This window comes from Enterobacter cloacae complex sp. SHL018 (assembly GCF_049237905.1).
Lineage (GTDB): Bacteria > Pseudomonadota > Gammaproteobacteria > Enterobacterales > Enterobacteriaceae > Enterobacter > Enterobacter hormaechei_C.
Window position 1 is genome coordinate 899,023 of record NZ_JBMKJE010000001.1, and the last position, 17,187, is coordinate 916,209.

At 55.5% G+C, this 17,187-nt stretch carries 15 protein-coding genes; 11 read left to right on the forward strand and 4 right to left on the reverse strand.

All coding sequences use genetic code 11. The features are described 5' to 3' along the window. Positions 1 to 10: 10 nt before the first annotated feature. Positions 11 to 805 carry a metal-dependent hydrolase gene (locus ACOTY5_RS04375; protein ID WP_045141464.1) on the forward strand — a complete coding sequence of 265 codons (795 nt, stop codon included), beginning with the start codon at positions 11 to 13 and terminating at the stop codon, positions 803 to 805. A 297-nt stretch (positions 806 to 1,102) separates the two neighbouring features. After that, positions 1,103 to 2,536 carry a PTS glucose transporter subunit IIBC gene (gene ptsG / locus ACOTY5_RS04380; protein WP_006809245.1) on the forward strand — a complete coding sequence of 478 codons (1,434 nt, stop codon included), beginning with the start codon at positions 1,103 to 1,105 and terminating at the stop codon, positions 2,534 to 2,536. A 141-nt stretch (positions 2,537 to 2,677) separates the two neighbouring features. On the opposite strand, the gene fhuE is transcribed toward ptsG, so the two are convergent. Beyond that, positions 2,678 to 4,867, reverse strand: a complete 2,190-nt coding sequence (gene fhuE / locus ACOTY5_RS04385) for a ferric-rhodotorulic acid/ferric-coprogen receptor FhuE (protein WP_421631843.1) — start codon at positions 4,865 to 4,867, stop codon at positions 2,678 to 2,680. 353 nt (positions 4,868 to 5,220) lie between these two features. Here fhuE and hinT point away from each other — a divergent pair, with 353 nt between their 5' ends. From hinT to ACOTY5_RS04425, 8 genes are all read left to right on the forward strand, one after another. Then, a complete protein-coding gene (gene hinT, locus ACOTY5_RS04390) occupies positions 5,221 to 5,580 on the forward strand; it encodes a purine nucleoside phosphoramidase (RefSeq protein WP_006809243.1) in 360 nt (119 codons plus the stop codon). A gap of 1 nt (position 5,581) precedes the next feature. Next, complete coding sequence (locus ACOTY5_RS04395) at positions 5,582 to 5,956, forward strand: YcfL family protein (RefSeq protein ID WP_003857939.1); 375 nt, start codon at positions 5,582 to 5,584, stop codon at positions 5,954 to 5,956. Between the two features lie 13 nt (positions 5,957 to 5,969). After that, positions 5,970 to 6,614 (forward strand): penicillin-binding protein activator LpoB, encoded by a 645-nt coding sequence (lpoB, locus tag ACOTY5_RS04400; RefSeq protein WP_085929697.1) that lies wholly within the window; start codon positions 5,970 to 5,972, stop codon positions 6,612 to 6,614. Continuing rightward, a complete protein-coding gene (gene thiK, locus ACOTY5_RS04405) occupies positions 6,595 to 7,419 on the forward strand; it encodes a thiamine kinase (RefSeq protein ID WP_017384718.1) in 825 nt (274 codons plus the stop codon). The genes lpoB and thiK overlap by 20 nt, the downstream gene beginning before the upstream one ends. Before the next feature lie 11 nt (positions 7,420 to 7,430). Next, complete coding sequence (gene nagZ, locus ACOTY5_RS04410) at positions 7,431 to 8,456, forward strand: beta-N-acetylhexosaminidase (protein ID WP_003857934.1); 1,026 nt, start codon at positions 7,431 to 7,433, stop codon at positions 8,454 to 8,456. Between the two features lie 31 nt (positions 8,457 to 8,487). After that, complete coding sequence (gene ycfP / locus ACOTY5_RS04415; protein ID WP_006809239.1) at positions 8,488 to 9,030, forward strand: alpha/beta hydrolase YcfP; 543 nt, start codon at positions 8,488 to 8,490, stop codon at positions 9,028 to 9,030. A gap of 236 nt (positions 9,031 to 9,266) precedes the next feature. Then, positions 9,267 to 10,571, forward strand: a complete 1,305-nt coding sequence (locus ACOTY5_RS04420) for an NAD(P)/FAD-dependent oxidoreductase (protein WP_045141465.1) — start codon at positions 9,267 to 9,269, stop codon at positions 10,569 to 10,571. A 193-nt stretch (positions 10,572 to 10,764) separates the two neighbouring features. Then, complete coding sequence (locus ACOTY5_RS04425) at positions 10,765 to 11,304, forward strand: glycine zipper 2TM domain-containing protein (RefSeq protein WP_017384715.1); 540 nt, start codon at positions 10,765 to 10,767, stop codon at positions 11,302 to 11,304. Between the two features lie 60 nt (positions 11,305 to 11,364). Here ACOTY5_RS04425 and ACOTY5_RS04430 read toward each other — a convergent pair whose 3' ends face one another. Beyond that, on the reverse strand, positions 11,365 to 12,000 hold the full coding sequence (locus tag ACOTY5_RS04430; RefSeq protein WP_015570813.1) for a TetR/AcrR family transcriptional regulator: 636 nt from the start codon (positions 11,998 to 12,000) through the stop codon (positions 11,365 to 11,367). A 245-nt stretch (positions 12,001 to 12,245) separates the two neighbouring features. Between ACOTY5_RS04430 and bhsA the strand changes: the two genes are divergently transcribed. Next, complete coding sequence (gene bhsA, locus ACOTY5_RS04435; RefSeq protein ID WP_006809234.1) at positions 12,246 to 12,503, forward strand: multiple stress resistance protein BhsA; 258 nt, start codon at positions 12,246 to 12,248, stop codon at positions 12,501 to 12,503. A gap of 77 nt (positions 12,504 to 12,580) precedes the next feature. Here the strand turns inward: bhsA and ldtC are convergent, their stop codons facing one another. Together ldtC and mfd are read right to left on the reverse strand one after the other, a co-directional pair. After that, positions 12,581 to 13,546, reverse strand: coding sequence for a L,D-transpeptidase LdtC (gene ldtC / locus ACOTY5_RS04440; RefSeq protein WP_045141466.1), 966 nt, complete (start codon positions 13,544 to 13,546; stop codon positions 12,581 to 12,583). A gap of 145 nt (positions 13,547 to 13,691) precedes the next feature. Next, positions 13,692 to 17,138 (reverse strand): transcription-repair coupling factor, encoded by a 3,447-nt coding sequence (gene mfd / locus ACOTY5_RS04445; RefSeq protein WP_017693631.1) that lies wholly within the window; start codon positions 17,136 to 17,138, stop codon positions 13,692 to 13,694. Positions 17,139 to 17,187: the final 49 nt, after the last annotated feature.

Below are 17,187 nucleotides of genomic sequence, written 5' to 3' on the forward strand. Positions count from 1 at the left end.
GAGAGACGTTATGTTTTTAGTCGACTCACACTGCCATCTTGATGGCCTGGATTATCAGTCCTTGCATAAAAATGTGGACGACGTGCTGGCGAAAGCCGCCGCGCGTGATGTGAAATTTTGCCTGGCCGTGGCGACCACGCTGCCGGGTTATCGCTCCATGCGTGAACTGGTTGGCGAGCGCGATAATGTCGTCTTCTCCTGCGGCGTGCATCCGCTGAATCAGGATGAAGCGTACGACGTTGAGGATTTACGCCGTCTTGCCGCAGAAGAGGGCGTAGTGGCGATGGGCGAGACCGGTCTCGACTATTTCTACACCCCGGAAACGAAACCTCGCCAGCAGGAATCCTTCCGCAACCACATCCGTATTGGCCGTGAACTGAATAAGCCGGTTATCGTTCATACCCGCGATGCGCGCGCCGACACGCTGGCGATCCTGCGGGAAGAAAAGGTGACGGATTGCGGTGGCGTACTACACTGTTTCACTGAAGACAGAGAAACGGCGGGTAAGCTGCTTGATTTAGGCTTTTATATCTCGTTCTCGGGGATTGTAACGTTCCGGAATGCTGAGCAACTGCGTGATGCGGCGCGATATGTTCCGCTGGATCGTATTCTGGTGGAAACCGATTCCCCGTACCTGGCACCGGTGCCTCATCGCGGCAAAGAAAATCAGCCAGCGATGACCCGGGATGTCGCTGAGTATATGGCCGTTCTGAAAGGTGTCAGTATTGAAGAGCTGGCTCGCGTGACAACGCAAAACTTCGCCAGTCTGTTCCATATCGACCCCGCCCACCTGCAATCTGTCTGATACGCCTGTTATTTTTAGGCTCGTAATTAATAAGTAAAACGAGTAAAGTTCACCGCCTCATTTGGGGCGGTGATGGCGTTTTTAGACACATCCAGACATGCTTTATGTAAATATCTGCAAGTTTTTTGGCCGTCTTGAACTGAAACGTGATAGCCGTCAAACAAACTCAGAGGGAATTATTTTACTCTGTGTAATAAATAAAGGGCGCTTAGATGTCCTGTCCACGGCGCGGTACTCCCCCCGGGCCAATGCGTGAAAACGTAAAAAAAGCACAAATACTCAGGAGCACTCTCAATTATGTTTAAGAATGCATTTGCTAACCTGCAAAAGGTCGGTAAATCGCTGATGCTGCCAGTATCCGTACTGCCTATCGCAGGTATCCTGCTGGGTGTCGGTTCTGCAAACTTCAGCTGGCTGCCAGCCGTAGTTTCCCACGTGATGGCCGAAGCAGGCGGTTCTGTTTTTGCTAACATGCCGCTGATCTTCGCTATCGGTGTTGCTCTGGGCTTCACCAATAACGACGGTGTATCCGCGCTGGCGTCCGTTGTTGCTTACGGCATCATGGTGAAAACCATGGCTGTGGTTGCGCCGCTGGTACTGCACTTACCTGCTGAAGAGATTGCCGCTAAGCATCTGGCGGACACCGGTGTTCTCGGTGGTATCATCTCCGGTGCGATTGCAGCGTATATGTTTAACCGCTTCTATCGCATCAAGCTGCCTGAGTATCTGGGCTTCTTCGCGGGTAAACGTTTTGTGCCGATCATTTCTGGTCTGGCCGCGATTTTCACCGGTGTGGTTCTGTCTTTCATCTGGCCACCAATCGGTACAGCAATCCAGACCTTCTCTCAGTGGGCGGCTTACCAGAACCCGGTTGTGGCGTTCGGTATCTACGGCTTCATTGAGCGCTGCCTGGTACCATTTGGTCTGCACCACATCTGGAACGTTCCATTCCAGATGCAGATTGGTGAATACACCAACGCAGCAGGCCAGGTGTTCCACGGCGACATCCCACGCTACATGGCGGGTGACCCAACGGCAGGTAAACTGTCTGGTGGCTTCCTGTTCAAAATGTACGGTCTGCCGGCCGCCGCAATTGCGATCTGGCACTCTGCTAAACCAGAGAACCGTGCAAAAGTGGGCGGTATCATGATCTCCGCAGCGCTGACCTCGTTCCTGACCGGTATCACCGAGCCGATCGAGTTCTCCTTCATGTTCGTTGCGCCGATCCTGTACATCATCCACGCGGTACTGGCAGGTCTGGCATTCCCAATCTGTATCCTGCTGGGTATGCGTGACGGTACGTCCTTCTCTCACGGTCTGATCGACTTCATCGTTCTGTCCGGTAACAGCAGCAAGCTGTGGCTGTTCCCAATTGTGGGTGCGGGCTACGCAGTGGTGTACTACACCGTCTTCCGCGTGCTGATCAAAGCACTGGATCTGAAAACGCCGGGTCGTGAAGATGCAACGGAAGACAGCAAAGCCGGTGTGACCAGCGAAATGGCGCCTGCTCTGGTAGCTGCTTTCGGCGGTAAAGAGAACATCACTAACCTGGACGCGTGTATCACTCGTCTGCGTGTGAGCGTTGCCGACGTTGCGAAAGTAGACCAGCCGGGTCTGAAAAAACTGGGCGCAGCGGGCGTCGTTGTTGCAGGTTCTGGTGTTCAGGCAATCTTCGGTACGAAATCCGATAACCTGAAAACCGAAATGGATGAGTACATCCGCAACAACTAAGCTGTGACCTGGGGAGACTAAGGCAGCCGAATGGCTGCCTTTTTTATTACTGCGGCTTGTGGTGCCGGGTGGCGGCGGCACCTTACCGGGCCTACGTGATGGGTAGGCCCGGTAAGCGCAGCGCCACCGGGCTTCTGTCACTCAGAAATCGTAGCTCGCGCTCACCGAGACGTTCAGCGGCGCGCCATACACTACATAAGAGCCGACGTAATCGTAATACTCTTTGTCGAACAGGTTGTTGACGTTAGCCTGCACCGCAAAATCTTTGGTGACCTGATAACGGCTGAACAGGTTCACCAGCCCATAGCTGCCTTGCTCCGCGCGGGAACGTCCTGCCGGGCCGCCTTCCACGTCCGTCCACACTTTGTTCTGCCAGTTTACGCCGCCGCCCACGGTCAGTTCCGGCAGCATTGGCAACTGATAGCGGGTGAAGAGCTTCATGGTTGTGCGCGGCTGATCGGAGCTGACGGCGTTGCCATTCTTATCTTCTGCGATGTAACGCGTCGCGCCGAAGGTCAGCTGCCAGTTATCGGTCAGGGCACCATTGAGCTCGAACTCGACCCCTTTGCTGACCACCCCGTCCAGCGATTCATAGATCGACTCACCGCTCGGCATGTAGGTATAGGTGTTGCTGGCGACGTTATCCTGCTCAATGCGGAAAATCGCCAGCGAGGTGGTGAGGCGGGTATTAAACCAGTCCGCCTTCACCCCGGCTTCGTAGCTTTTACCCGTGGTAGGGTCAAGATAACGTCCGCTGGCATCGCGCTTATCCTGCGGCTGGAAGATAGAGGTATAGCTGACGTAGGTCGACCAGTCCTCATTGATGTCATACACCAGGCCGGCGTACGGCGTGACATCATCTTTGGTGCTTTCCAGACGGGTATTCGGCGATCCTGCCGGGTTATAACGAATGTTATATTGGGTGTAGCGCGCGCCCAGGATCAGGTGCAGCGGATCGGCCAGCGAGAAACGAGCCGACGAATAGGCTGAAGACTGGCGAATATCATCCTTGCTGTAGAGTTTCCACGGCGTCCACTGGGGATCGGCGATGTTCCCGTTCCAGTTCTTAAAGTTGCCGACATCAACCATGCCGTATACCGCATCCGGCATGGAGTTGTCGTAATGGTTACGCTGACGGCTGAAGCTGCCGCCGAACATCATTTCGTGCTGACGGCCAAAGAGATCGAAGCCGCCGCGCAGGAAGGCGTCAACCGCATCCTGTTTACGTTCCCCACGGTTCCAGCCTCCGTAACCCACCAGGCCCGCACCGGTCTCTTTATCCGGATAGCCGGACATATACATCAGTTTGGAGTCGAAGTTGGTTTCAGCGTGCATACCGTTGATGTGCGCTTCCCAGCCATTATCGAAACGCTGAGTCAGGTTAGCGAAGATGCGGGTGCTGTCTTTATCTGAATAAGCCCAGTCAGGTGCGACAGTCTGGCTGCGATTGTAGTGGGTCTTACTTCCGTCGCTGTACCAGGTCGGCAGCCCGCCCCAGGTTGGGTCGGCGGTATGGCTTTCCTGATACTCATACCCTACCGAGAGGGTGGTGCTGTCGGTGACATCCGCGTCCATCACACCGTAGAGGAATTTCTTCCGGTAGTGGTAGTTATCCACGAAGCTGTCGTTGTCCTGATAACCCGTAATCAGACGGCCCCGTACCTTACCTGACTCTACCAGCGGCGCCTGGAGATCCAGCACGTAGCGCTGCTTGTCCCAGCTGCCGTAACTGGCGGAGACGTTACCTTTAAATTCCGGGCTGTCCGCGTGCTTACGCACCATATTAACGTACGCCGCCGGGTTGCCCGTGCCGGACATCAGGCCGGTGGCGCCGCGAACCACTTCGATGCGGTCATAAATCGCGGTATCCGCGGCGGTATCACCAAAGTTCCACACTTCACTGATGGAGGTTGGCAGGTCGTCATAGGCGTAGTTGCTGACGAAAAAGCCGCGTGAGTAAAACACGGTACGGTCGCTGTCCTGCACCTGGGCCGTAATGCCCGTGGTATTCGTCAGCACCTGTCCGATGGATTGCAGATTCTGGTCAGCCATACGTTGCTGGCTGATAACGCTGACGGACTGTGGGATGTCGCGGGGAACCAGCAACAGTTTGGTGCCGGTGGTGGTGGTTTTTACGCTGTAATCCTGATCCTGGCTGGCAGAAAGATCCTGTGTGTTGTCAAAACCCCCGTCTACGACGACGGTATCTTCGGTGGTTGAAGCAGCGAAAGCGGCGGTTGGCGTCAATGCCATAGCAATGCAGGCGGCCAGCAACGAAGGTGTTGCGGCAGGCTGATGTTGCCTATCCCTGGTGTGATTAATGAAAGACATCATCAAACCCTTAGTGAATGGTGAAGGTAATTCGCGACAGTCCCGCTAGCACGGGCTGACGTCGTTTTCTATGTTAAAAATGCGCATGAAAATGCAAATGCGAAATATACGCATTGTGATTAACGCTGTAAACAGATGTTTCGGGATGAACTGAAATAAGGTTTCAGAAAAGAAATGTCCTAAAGCGATGCCTCTTCAGCCAGATGGCGGACAATCAGGAAAGAAATCACGGGAGAAGGTTGAAAGGACAGGAGAAACTCGCTCATACTCTTGTCTTGTGTCACGCAGTAAATCAGACAATGTGTGTTAACAACGGACGCACGACGCCAGATTAAACTTAAAAGGAAAAGGTCATGGCTGAAGAAACGATTTTCAGTAAAATTATCCGCCGCGAAATTCCATCGGATATTGTCTATCAGGATGAACTGGTCACGGCTTTCCGCGACATTTCTCCCCAGGCGCCGACGCACATCCTTATTATTCCCAATATTCTGATCCCGACCGTTAATGACGTTAAAACCGAGCATGAAGTGGCGCTGGGCCGTATGCTTACGGTAGCCGCGAAAATCGCAGAGCAGGAAGGGATTGCTGAGGACGGATACCGTCTGATCATGAACTGTAATCGCCATGGCGGTCAGGAAGTCTATCATATTCATATGCATCTGCTGGGTGGACGTCCACTGGGACCGATGCTGGCACATAAAGGTCTTTAATATGTTAACTGGGCGTATTGCAGCGCTGATCGTGACGCTGGTAATGGTTGGGTGCAGCGCGCGTCCCGCCATCCCGGTCAGTGAAGAACAGACGCTGGTGATGGAGTCCTCAGTGCTTGCTGCGGGCATCACGGCGGAGAAACCTTCGCTGACCATAAGCGAAATCCAGTCTTCAGCCTCCTCTACGCTCTATAACGAAAGGCAAGAGCCAGTGACGGTGCATTATCGCTTCTACTGGTATGACGTGAGAGGTCTTGAGATGCACCCGCTTGAGGCGCCGCGCAGCGTGACCATCCCGGCAAGATCGTCAGTCACGCTCTACGGCAGCGCCAGCTATCTGGGTGCACATAAGGTGAGACTTTATCTTTATTTGTAAGGAGTGAACCTTGATTAAAACAATGAGCCGTTATGCGCTCCTGAGTGCTTTTGCACTCTTTCTGGCGGGTTGTGTGACGCGAACGGAAGAACCAGCACCGGTAGATCAGGCGAAGCCGGGAACGGAACAGCCAACAACGCCAGCGCAGCCTGTTCCAACCGTGCCGTCTGTACCGACCATTCCGGCGCAGCCTGGCCCGATCGAACATCCGGACGACACCGCACAGCCTGCGCCGCGAGTACGCCACTATGACTGGAACGGCGCGATGCAGCCGATGGTGGGCAAAATGTTGCAGGCACAGGGCGTTACGCCCGGCAGCGTGCTGCTGGTGGACAGCGTGAACAACCGTACAAACGGTTCCCTGAATGCGGGAGAAGCGACGGAAACCCTGCGCAACGCGCTGGCAAACAACGGTAAATTTACGCTGGTCTCAGCTCAGCAGCTCGCGGTCGCCAAGCAGCAGCTTGGTCTGTCGCCTCAGGACAGCCTGGGTTCGCGCAGTAAAGCGATTGGTATTGCCCGCAACGTTGGCGCGCAGTATGTCCTTTATTCTAACGCGACAGGCAACGTGAACACGCCGTCGTTGCAGATGCAGTTAATGCTGGTTCAGACCGGCGAAATTATCTGGTCAGGTAAAGGTGCCGTTACGCAACAATAAGCGCACGCGTCATGACGTCCTGACGCGTTATTTCCCTCAGTACCGTGTTATCGCGCCGCAAGCCCCCGCCGGGCTTGGCGGCGCGAGTTGCATTATTGAGCGTGGCGACCATCGGCTGGTTTTACGTCAGCATCACGATGCCGCCGCGCCTGCCTCCCATTTTCGTCGCCAGTTCCGCGCCCTGAAGCGCCTGCCCGCCGACCTTGCGCCACAACCTCATCTCTTTATCAGAGACTGGATGGCGGTGGCGTTTATTGCGGGTGAGATCAAAAGCGAGCTTCCCGATACGCCTGCGCTTGCAGCCATGCTGTATCATCTGCATCGCCAGCCGCGTCTGGGCTGGCGGGTAACGTTACTTCCTTTGCTGGATCACTACTGGCAGCAGGCTGCGCCTGGACGACGCACGCCCTACTGGCTGGCGCAGCTTAAGCGGCTACGCAGAGCGGGAGAGCCGCAGGCGTTACGTCTGGCGCCGCTGCATATGGATGTCCACGCGGGTAATATCGTTCATACCACGGCAGGCGAGAAACTTATCGACTGGGAATATGCCGGAGACGGTGACGTGGCGCTCGAACTCGCTGCGGTCTGGATGCCTGATGAGGCGTCGCGCGAGCAGCTGATAACCGCCTATGCCCGAAACGCCAACATCAATGCGCTCACCCTTGCGCGGCAGGTCGCGCGCTGGCGTCCGTGGGTGTTGATGCTGATGGCGGGATGGTTTGAAATGCGCCTTCAGCAGACAGATGACAAACAATTTATTGCGCTGGCAAATGATGCCTGGCGTCAGTTACAAACGAAAGGATAAGAGAGGTAGGTGTGGGTCCAGTAATGTTGGATGTCGAAGGGTTTGAGCTGGATGCGGAAGAGCGCGAAATTCTGGCGCATCCGCTGGTAGGGGGGCTGATTCTTTTCACCCGCAATTATCATGATCCGGAGCAGTTGCGTGAGCTGGTTCGCCAGATCCGTGCGGCGTCGCGCAATCACCTGGTGGTGGCCGTAGACCAGGAAGGTGGGCGTGTGCAGCGTTTCCGCGAAGGGTTTACCCGTTTACCCGCCGCGCAATCTTTTGCTGCGCTGCTGGGGATCGAAGAGGGCGGTCAACTGGCGCAGGACGCCGGCTGGCTGATGGCCAGCGAGATGATCGCCATGGATATCGACATCAGCTTCGCCCCGGTGCTGGACGTAGGACACATTAGCGCGGCAATTGGTGAGCGTTCGTATCATGACGATCCGCGTATTGCGCTGGCAATGGCGACGCGCTTTATTGACGGTATGCATGCTGCGGGCATGAAAACCACCGGCAAACATTTCCCGGGCCACGGGGCGGTGACGGCGGATTCCCATAAAGAAACCCCGCGCGATCCGCGCCCGGAAGCAGACATTCGCGCTAAAGACATGTCGGTTTTCCGCTCGCTGATCGCTGATAACAAGCTGGATGCCATCATGCCTGCGCACGTCATCTACAGTGAGGTCGATCCGCGTCCGGCCAGCGGCTCTCCGCACTGGCTGAAAACCGTACTGCGTCAGGAATTAGGCTTCAATGGCGTAATTTTCTCTGACGATTTATCCATGGAGGGGGCGGCAATTATGGGTAGCTATGCCGAACGTGGGCAGGCTTCGCTGGATGCGGGTTGCGATATGATCCTCGTCTGCAATAATCGTAAAGGGGCGGTGAGCGTGCTGGATAACCTGTCGCCGATCAATGCTGAACGTGTTACACAATTGTATCATAAAGGTTCATTTAGTCGTCAGGAGCTGATGGACTCGGCGCGCTGGAAAACGGTAAACGCCCGGCTTGAAGCCCTGAACGAGCGCTGGCAGGCACATAAAGCAGCCCTTTAATTCATCCCGGAAGGCGTAGCGTGGTGAGACGATGATCATTTATTTACACGGTTTTGACTCAAACAGTCCTGGTAATCATGAGAAAGTGCTGCAATTGCAGTTTATCGATCCGGATGTCCGGCTGATCAGTTACAGCACACGTCATCCGAAGCATGACATGCAGCATCTGCTTAAAGAAGTGGATAAAATGTTGCAGCTCAATATCGACGATCGCCCGCTGATCTGCGGCGTGGGGTTAGGAGGATACTGGGCAGAGCGCATCGGTTTTTTGTGCGATATCCGTCAGGTCATTTTTAATCCTAACCTCTTTCCGAACGAAAACATGGAAGGCAAAATCGATCGCCCGGAGGAGTACGCCGACATCGCAACTAAATGCGTGAGCAATTTCCGTGAAAAGAACCGCGATCGGTGTCTGGTGATCCTCTCCCGCAACGATGAAGCGCTGAACAGCTCCCGCGCCGCCGAGCTTCTGCACCATTACTACGAAATTGTCTGGGACGAAGAGCAGACCCACAAGTTCAAAAACATTTCCCCGCACTTGCAGCGTATTAAAGCCTTTAAAACGCTGGGCTGATCTCCCTGAACCTGATAAAGGCCCGGTACGTGAAAGCGTACCGGGCCTCTTTTTTGTCAGAGTTGTCTACTTTTAAACCATCAAAACTTGATACATATCAATTTTGGTATGACCAATGCGCCTGACGTGCTATTCTCAATGAATCTGAATGGTTTCAGCGCAGTAACCTGTTGTTAATTAAGGGTTATTTATATAACTTTTAATTAACAATTGGTTAATAATTTGAGGGGGTCACGTTGACTACGCCATTGAAAAAGATAGTGATTGTCGGCGGTGGTGCTGGCGGACTGGAGCTGGCGACACAGCTGGGTAAGAAGCTGGGTCGCGGTAAGAAAGCCAAAATCACGCTGGTGGATCGTAACCACAGTCATCTGTGGAAGCCGTTACTGCACGAAGTGGCGACCGGGTCGCTGGATGAGGGCGTGGATGCGCTGAGCTATCTGGCGCATGCGCGTAACCACCACTTCCAGTTCCAGCTGGGTTCGGTGGTGGATATCAATCGTGAAAACAAAACCATCACGCTGGCTGAGCTGCGTGATGATAAAGGCGAGTTGCTGGTTCCTGAGCGCAAGCTGGCCTATGACACGCTGGTGATGGCCCTGGGCAGTACCTCCAATGATTTCAACACCCCAGGCGTAAAAGAGCACTGCATCTTCCTGGATAACCCGCATCAGGCGCGTCGTTTCCATCAGGAGATGCTTAACCTGTTCCTGAAGTACACCAATAACATGGGTGCTAACGGCAAGGTCAACATTGCTATCGTGGGCGGCGGCGCAACGGGCGTTGAATTATCGGCGGAGTTGCACAATGCGGTCAAACAGCTGCACAGCTACGGCTATAAAGGGCTGACTAACGAAGCGCTGAATGTGACGCTGGTGGAAGCAGGTGAACGTATTCTGCCTGCGCTGCCGCCGCGTATTTCCGGCGCGGCGCACAACGAGCTGACCAAACTGGGCGTGCGCGTGCTGACCCAGACCATGGTGACCAGCGCGGATGAGGGCGGCCTGAATACCAAAGACGGCGAATATATCCAGGCCGACCTGATGGTTTGGGCTGCGGGGATCAAAGCGCCTGATTTCATGAAAGATATCGGTGGGCTGGAGACGAACCGCATTAACCAGCTGGTGACAGAGCCGACGCTGCAAACCACGCGCGATCCGGACATCTTCGCCATTGGCGACTGTGCCTCCTGCGCACGTCCGGAAGGCGGATTTGTACCGCCTCGCGCCCAGGCCGCGCACCAGATGGCAAGCCTCGTGCTGCATAACATCCTGGCGCAGATGAAAGGCAAACCGATGAAAGCCTATGTCTACAAAGACCACGGCTCTCTGGTGTCGCTCTCAAACTTCTCCACCGTGGGCAGCCTGATGGGTAACCTGATGCGCGGCTCCATGATGGTGGAAGGGCGCATCGCCCGCTTCGTGTACATTTCTCTGTACCGTATGCACCAGATTGCGCTGCACGGCTACTTCAAAACCGGCCTGATGATGCTGGTTGGCCGCATCAACCGCGTGATCCGTCCACGCCTGAAGCTGCACTAATTTCTCTCTCCCTCCGGGCCCTCCGGAGGGAATTCTTAGCACATCATGCTGTGCATTTCCCTCCTGACGCTTAAGAGTTCTCTTAAACCCACGTTGTCCCGGTCAACAGCCCTGATTTTGATCCTTTATCTTATTGGCGAAGCGTTTATTGCGCTGCAAAATTGCTACCAATTGCAACAAAGGAGGAAGTCCCGTGAATAAATCAATGTTGGCGGGTATAGGGATTGGCGTCGCAGCTGCGTTAGGTGTGGCTGCCGTTGCCAGTCTGAACGTACTTGATCGTGGCCCGCAGTATGCGCAGGTGGTTTCCGCTACACCGATCAAAGAGACGGTCAAGACGCCTCGTCAGGAGTGCCGTAATGTTTCTGTCACCCACCGTCGTCCGGTTCAGGATGAAAACCGTATCGCTGGCTCCGTGCTGGGCGCGGTTGCTGGTGGGGTGATTGGTCATCAGTTTGGTGGCGGCCGTGGTAAGGATGTCGCGACGGTGGTTGGTGCGCTGGGTGGCGGTTATGCCGGTAACCAGGTACAGGGCGCGATGCAGGAAAATGATACCTACACCACAACGCAGCAGCGCTGTAAAACCGTGTATGACAAGTCTGAAAAAATGTTGGGCTACGACGTAACCTACAAAATTGGCGATCAGCAGGGCAAAATCCGCATGGATAAAGATCCTGGCACGCAGATCCCTCTCGACAGCAACGGTCAGCTGATACTGAATAACAAAGTGTAAAAAAGATGTTCTCTGAACTTAGCTCCTCATGCGCTCAGGCTGAGGAGCTTTTTTTTTGCGTCAGAGTTTAAGAAGTTCAGGCCACAGGCGCAGCGTTGTTTGCGTAATCCCCTGCAATTTTTCCAGCGTCGCGCCTTCACGGGCGCTGATGGACATCCCCTGTAAAATACAGCTCAGATACTGGGAAAGCTCCTGCGGACGGCAATGCGCCGGTATTTCGCCGCGCTGCTGACGCTGAGCCAGAAACGTGCTGAGCGTCTCCTCCTGCATCGCATGTCGCGATTTGACCGTGTTGGCAATCTCTTTAGACGATGCCGCGAGGGTCGCGGAGGTGTTGATCATAAAACAGCCCGCAGGCGTGTCCTTGCTGGTATAGCAGGTCGCGATTGCCGTGAAATAATCCTGCAATGCCTGCTCAACCGTTTTTTCTTCGCAGAACAGCTGGGCTTCATGTTTTGCCGCGAAGCGCGCGATGTATCTGTCCAGAACGGCCCGGAATAAGCCTTCTTTGTTGGTGAACTCTGCGTACAGGGTAGGGGCTTTCGCGCCCGTTGCTTCCACGAGATCGGAAAGCGACGTGGCTTCATACCCATGCTGCCAGAAGAGCGTCATGGCCTTATCGAGCGCCGCATCCCTGTCGAACACTTTTGGTCGGCCACGGCTTTTCTTCGCGCAACGCGTGACATCGGTTGTCATGTGCCGTTGGTCCTCTGTTGTTTTGTTGAATAGTCATTATAAAAATAAACGTCTGCAACGACCAGCGGTGATTTCTGAAAAATAATTTAATTTTATCTTTATGAAATATAAGGCAAATGAAATTAATTTAACGACCATTATAAAAATGGGTTGACGTGTGACCTGGATCACATCTATCATTTACCTATCGATCGTTAACTAAATAACTAACGACCACTACATCATCTGCCTAAAGGTATAAAATCATGAAAAACGTTAAAACCCTCATCGCTGCCGCCGTTCTGAGTTCACTCTCTTTCGCAAGCTTCGCTGCTGTTGAAGTGCAATCCACGCCAGCAGACCAGCAGAAAGTCGGTACCATCTCTGCCACTGCCGGGACTAATCTGGGCTCTCTGGAAGATCAGCTGGCACAAAAAGCTGACGAAATGGGTGCGAAATCATTCCGCATCACCTCTGTGACCGGTCCTAACACCCTGCACGGTACCGCTGTTATCTACAAATAAGCGTAACGCAACCCTCCGTTATGCCACTGCAATAAAAAACGCCCTGCTGATGCAGGGCGTTTGTCGTTATTACTGCTTTACATTGATTGCTGAGCAACCTCATGATGCCGCGTGACATCGGTTGGCATCCCCGAGCGCGCTTCCATCGCCCGCTCCATCACCGCGCCATCGGTATTGACATTCGTTTTAAAGCTCACCATCGAGGCATTCAGATTAATTGGCAGCGTCTGCGGATCGTCATTGATGTTTTTCGATAGCGGCTGGTGGATCTCAACCAGACGGACGCCACCCGGCTCTTCAGACACTTTAATCGGCGTATTAATGATATTCACTTTCGTGCCAGGGGCGATCACGCGGTAGAGCGTTTTGATATCGTCATCGCGCAGGCGAATGCAGCCGGAGCTGACGCGCATCCCGATCCCGAAATCCGCATTCGTTCCGTGCAGAAGATAAACCCCACCGTATGCCGCCAGGCGAATCGCATGGTGCCCCATCGGATTATCCGGGCCAGCAGGCACCACGGCAGGCAGGTCGATACCTTGAGCTTTATAACGGGCGCGAATGTTTGCCGTCGGGGTCCAGGTTGGATTAGCGCGCTTATCAGAGACGGTGGTGACCATGGTAGGCGTGAGCGTATCGCCCCCCAACTGACCAATACCGATAGGGTAGACGGTCACTTCGTTCTTGCCCGGCGGGTAGTAATACAGACGCAGCTCGGCGAGATTAATCACAATGCCCTGACGCGGCGCGTCCGGCAGGATGGTTTGCAGCGGAATCGTCAGTACGCTGCCTGCCCGGGGCACGTATGGATCTACGCCCGGGTTGGCCTGCAACAGCGCCAGGAACCCGACGTTATATTTTTTGGCAATCGCTTCCAGCGAACCGCCATCGTTTTCAACCACGTGAAAGCGGTTTTCACCTACGACGTTGCTGCCGGCAGGCGGAAGAGGCCAGGTATTTGCGCGAGCAGGGAGCGCGACGGCAACCGTCGCGGCCAGCGCAAACAGAGTTAACCAGCGGGTAAAACGCGAAGAAATCATCATTATCATAATCCATGCAAATGATAAGGTTATTGTTTTATAAGGCGTTAATGATAATTATGGCGAATGTATAGTCGGGAAGTTCGGGCGAAGTGCAAAGAGTTTGTAAATTGTCCCCCCGCCAGCCGGGCGCTGGCGGGGGATACCGTTATGCGATGGCGTTCTCTTCCAGCTGACGCATAAAGTTACGCACCCAGTCCATGCGGGTTTTACGTTCCGTCAGATCCTGAGTGAATTTCAGACGCGTCGGGCCATCAAGACGGAAATGCTGCGGCTGTTTTTGCAGGAGGCCAATCAGCCACATCGGATCGACGTGGTTCTTCTCGGCAAACTCAATGACGCCGCCTTTCTCATTGCCTTCAAGCTTGCGAATGCCCAGCTTCTGCGCCTGCTGACGCAGGCGGGCAATATCCAGCAGGTTGCGCGCCGCATCGGGCAATATCCCAAAACGGTCAATCAGTTCGACTTTGATCTCTTCCAGCTCGCCTTCGCTTTTCGCGCTGGCAATGCGTTTGTAGAACGACAGACGGGTATTCACGTCAGGAATAAAATCATCCGGCAGCAGAGAAGGCATGCGCAGTTCCACTTCGGTCTGCTGGCTGGTGAGATCTTCCAGAGACGGTTCACGTCCGGCTTTAAGCGCGTCGACGGCATTTTCCAGCAGCTCCATATACAGCGAGAAACCGATGGTTTCCATGGAGCCGCTCTGGTCTTCACCCAGCAGCTCACCGGCGCCGCGGATCTCCAGGTCGTGGGTCGCCAGCGCAAAGCCAGCACCCAGATCTTCCAGCGAGGCGATAGCTTCCAGACGCTTTTGCGCGTCGGTGGTCATCGCCTTCGGATGCGGCGTCAGCAGCCAGGCGTAGGCCTGATGGTGCGAGCGCCCGACGCGCCCGCGCAGCTGGTGCAGCTGGGCCAGGCCGAAGTGATCCGCACGTTCGATGATGATGGTGTTCGCCGTCGGAATGTCGATCCCGGTCTCAATGATGGTGGTACATACCAGCACGTTGAAACGCTGGTGGTGGAAATCGTTCATCACCCGCTCCAGCTCGCGCTCGCGCATCTGGCCGTGACCAATGGCGATGCGCGCTTCCGGTACCAGCTCTGCCAACCTGTCGGCGGCTTTCTGAATATTTTCAACGTCGTTATACAGGTAATACACCTGGCCGCCGCGCAGCACTTCGCGCAGGATCGCCTCGCGCACCACCAGATTGTCGTACTCGCGAACAAAGGTTTTCACCGCCAGACGGCGCGCCGGTGGGGTGGCGATTATCGACAGATCGCGCATGCCGCTCATCGCCATGTTCAGGGTGCGCGGGATCGGCGTTGCGGTCAGGGTCAGAATGTCGACGTCGGCGCGCATCGCTTTGATGCGCTCTTTATGGCGCACCCCGAAGCGGTGCTCTTCATCCACGATCAGCAGCCCCAGATCTTTCCACTTCACGTCGCTTTGCAGCAGCTTGTGAGTGCCGATCAGAATATCAATTTTGCCTTCGCTTGCCTGTTCCAGGATTTGCGTCTGCTCTTTGGCGCTGCGAAAACGCGACAGCATCTCAATGCGCACCGGCCAGTTGGCGAAGCGGTCGCGGAAGTTGTCGAAGTGCTGCTGGGCGAGGAGGGTAGTCGGCACCAGCACCGCCACCTGCTTGTTGTTTTCCACCGCCAGGAAGGCGGCACGCATCGCCACTTCGGTTTTGCCGAAGCCCACGTCACCGCAGACCAAGCGGTCCATGGCCAGCGGCTGGCACATGTCGCTCAGCACGGCGTTAATGGCCTGGGCCTGATCCGGCGTAGTTTCAAACGGGAAGCTGTCGCAGAACAGCTGATACTGCTCTTTATCATGCTTAAACGCATAGCCCTCTTTGGCCGCACGCTGGGCGTAAATATCCAGCAGCTCGGCGGCCACGTCGCGCACTTTTTCCGCTGCCTTCTGGCGCGCACGCGCCCAGGCATCGCCGCCCAGCTTATGCAGCGGCGCGTTGTCTTCCGCGCCCCCGGCGTAGCGACTGATCAGGTGCAGGGACGACACCGGCACGTACAGTTTGGCGTCGTTGGCGTAGGTCAGCATCAGGTATTCACCTTTGATGCCGCCTGCTTCGAGGGTGGTCATCCCCTGATAGCGACCCACCCCGTGTTCCAGGTGAACGATCGGCTGACCGGGGTGCAGTTCGGCCAGGTTACGGATCAGGGTGTCCGGGTTGATGGTGCGACGGCTGTCCTGACGACGGCGCGCGACGCGCTCGCCCAGCAGGTCGCTTTCACAAATCAACGCCAGGTTATTGAGCGTATCAATGAATCCGTGCTCGGCGGCGCCGATCATCAGGTAACGGCCATTTCCGGTCGCTTCGCTCAGGCGAAGAATGCGCTTCGGCGCAACTTTGATCCGTCCCAGCAGTTCGCCCAGCGCTTCACGGCGACCCTCACTTTCAACGGAGAAGACCACCGGCCCGGTGAAGGACTCAAGAAACTTGCGCAGATTATCAAGCGGGGATTTCTGCTGCGCCTGAACGGCCAGGTCAGGCAGCGTCCGGAACGCGAGATTGGTGTTCGCCGCCTTCTCGGCAAGCGCGTCGGTTTTGAGCTGCATGCGCGGCCAGCGTTTCAGCTCGGCGTTCAGCTCGTCGGTACGTAGCCACAGCATTTCCGGCGGCAGCAGCGGACGCATCGGGTCAACGCCCCGGTTTTCAAAGCGGGCGCGCGTTTCGCTTTCAAAGCGGCTGGCACTGGCGTCGATATCCCCGGTGTTAACAATCAGCGTATTCGCCGGGAAGTAGCTGAACAGCGCCGGCAGCGGTTCGTTAAAGAACAGGGGCTGCCAGTACTCGATCCCGGCCGGAAGGGTGCCCTTGCTGACTTGCTGGTAGATATGTTCGGCATCGCGCTTCACGTCGAACCTGTCGCGCCACTGGCTGCGGAACAGCTCGATGGCGGTTTTATCCGTCGGAAACTCATGGGCGGGCAGTAGGTTAATGGAGTCCACTTCCTCCAGCGTGCGCTGGGTGTCAGCGTCGAACACGCGCAGGCTGTCGATCTCATCATCAAAGAAATCCAGACGATATGGCCGATCGCTGCCCATCGGATAGAGATCCAGCAGCGCACCGCGCGTCGCGTATTCGCCGTGCTCCATCACCTGGTCGACATGTCGATAGCCGGCTCCGTCCAGCTGCACGCGCAGGGCATCGCGTGACAGGCGCTGGCCTTTTTTCATCACCAGCGCATGGCCGTGCAAATAGCTGTGCGGACAGACGCGCTGCATCAGGGTATTCACCGGCACAATCAGCACGCCGCGCTGCATGGTGGGAAGCTGATACAGCGTCGACAGGCGCGAAGAGATGATCTCCTGGTGCGGAGAAAAACTGTCGTAGGGAAGCGTTTCCCAGTCGGCCAGGCTGAATACCAGACTGTCGGTGAACTGACGAATTTCATCGTGCAGGCGCAGGGCGTTTTGCATGTCCGGGGCAACCAGCACCACCGGCCCAGGATGCCGCTCAGCAATTTCCGCCACCAGGGTGGCGCAGGCCGCGCCTGTGAGTTCGCCCAGCTGGCGCTGGTCGCCCGCTTTGACAGGCAAGGAGTAACGATAGTGTTCAGGCATGGCTATGTCAGAGTCTCTTGGGGATATACCAACAGTATTGGGGCATATC

Excerpts from the sequence above, each read along its gene's own strand:
- mfd (WP_017693631.1), bottom strand. The coding sequence starts at position 17,138 with ATGCCTGAACACTATCGTTACTCCTTGCCTGTCAAAGCGGGCGACCAG.
- hinT (WP_006809243.1), top strand. The coding sequence starts at position 5,221 with ATGGCTGAAGAAACGATTTTCAGTAAAATTATCCGCCGCGAAATTCCA.
- bhsA (WP_006809234.1), top strand. The coding sequence starts at position 12,246 with ATGAAAAACGTTAAAACCCTCATCGCTGCCGCCGTTCTGAGTTCACTC.
- ldtC (WP_045141466.1), bottom strand. The coding sequence starts at position 13,546 with ATGATGATTTCTTCGCGTTTTACCCGCTGGTTAACTCTGTTTGCGCTG.
- ACOTY5_RS04375 (WP_045141464.1), top strand. The coding sequence starts at position 11 with ATGTTTTTAGTCGACTCACACTGCCATCTTGATGGCCTGGATTATCAG.
- ACOTY5_RS04395 (WP_003857939.1), top strand. The coding sequence starts at position 5,582 with ATGTTAACTGGGCGTATTGCAGCGCTGATCGTGACGCTGGTAATGGTT.
- fhuE (WP_421631843.1), bottom strand. The coding sequence starts at position 4,867 with ATGTCTTTCATTAATCACACCAGGGATAGGCAACATCAGCCTGCCGCA.
- ycfP (WP_006809239.1), top strand. The coding sequence starts at position 8,488 with ATGATCATTTATTTACACGGTTTTGACTCAAACAGTCCTGGTAATCAT.
- ACOTY5_RS04430 (WP_015570813.1), bottom strand. The coding sequence starts at position 12,000 with ATGACAACCGATGTCACGCGTTGCGCGAAGAAAAGCCGTGGCCGACCA.
- ptsG (WP_006809245.1), top strand. The coding sequence starts at position 1,103 with ATGTTTAAGAATGCATTTGCTAACCTGCAAAAGGTCGGTAAATCGCTG.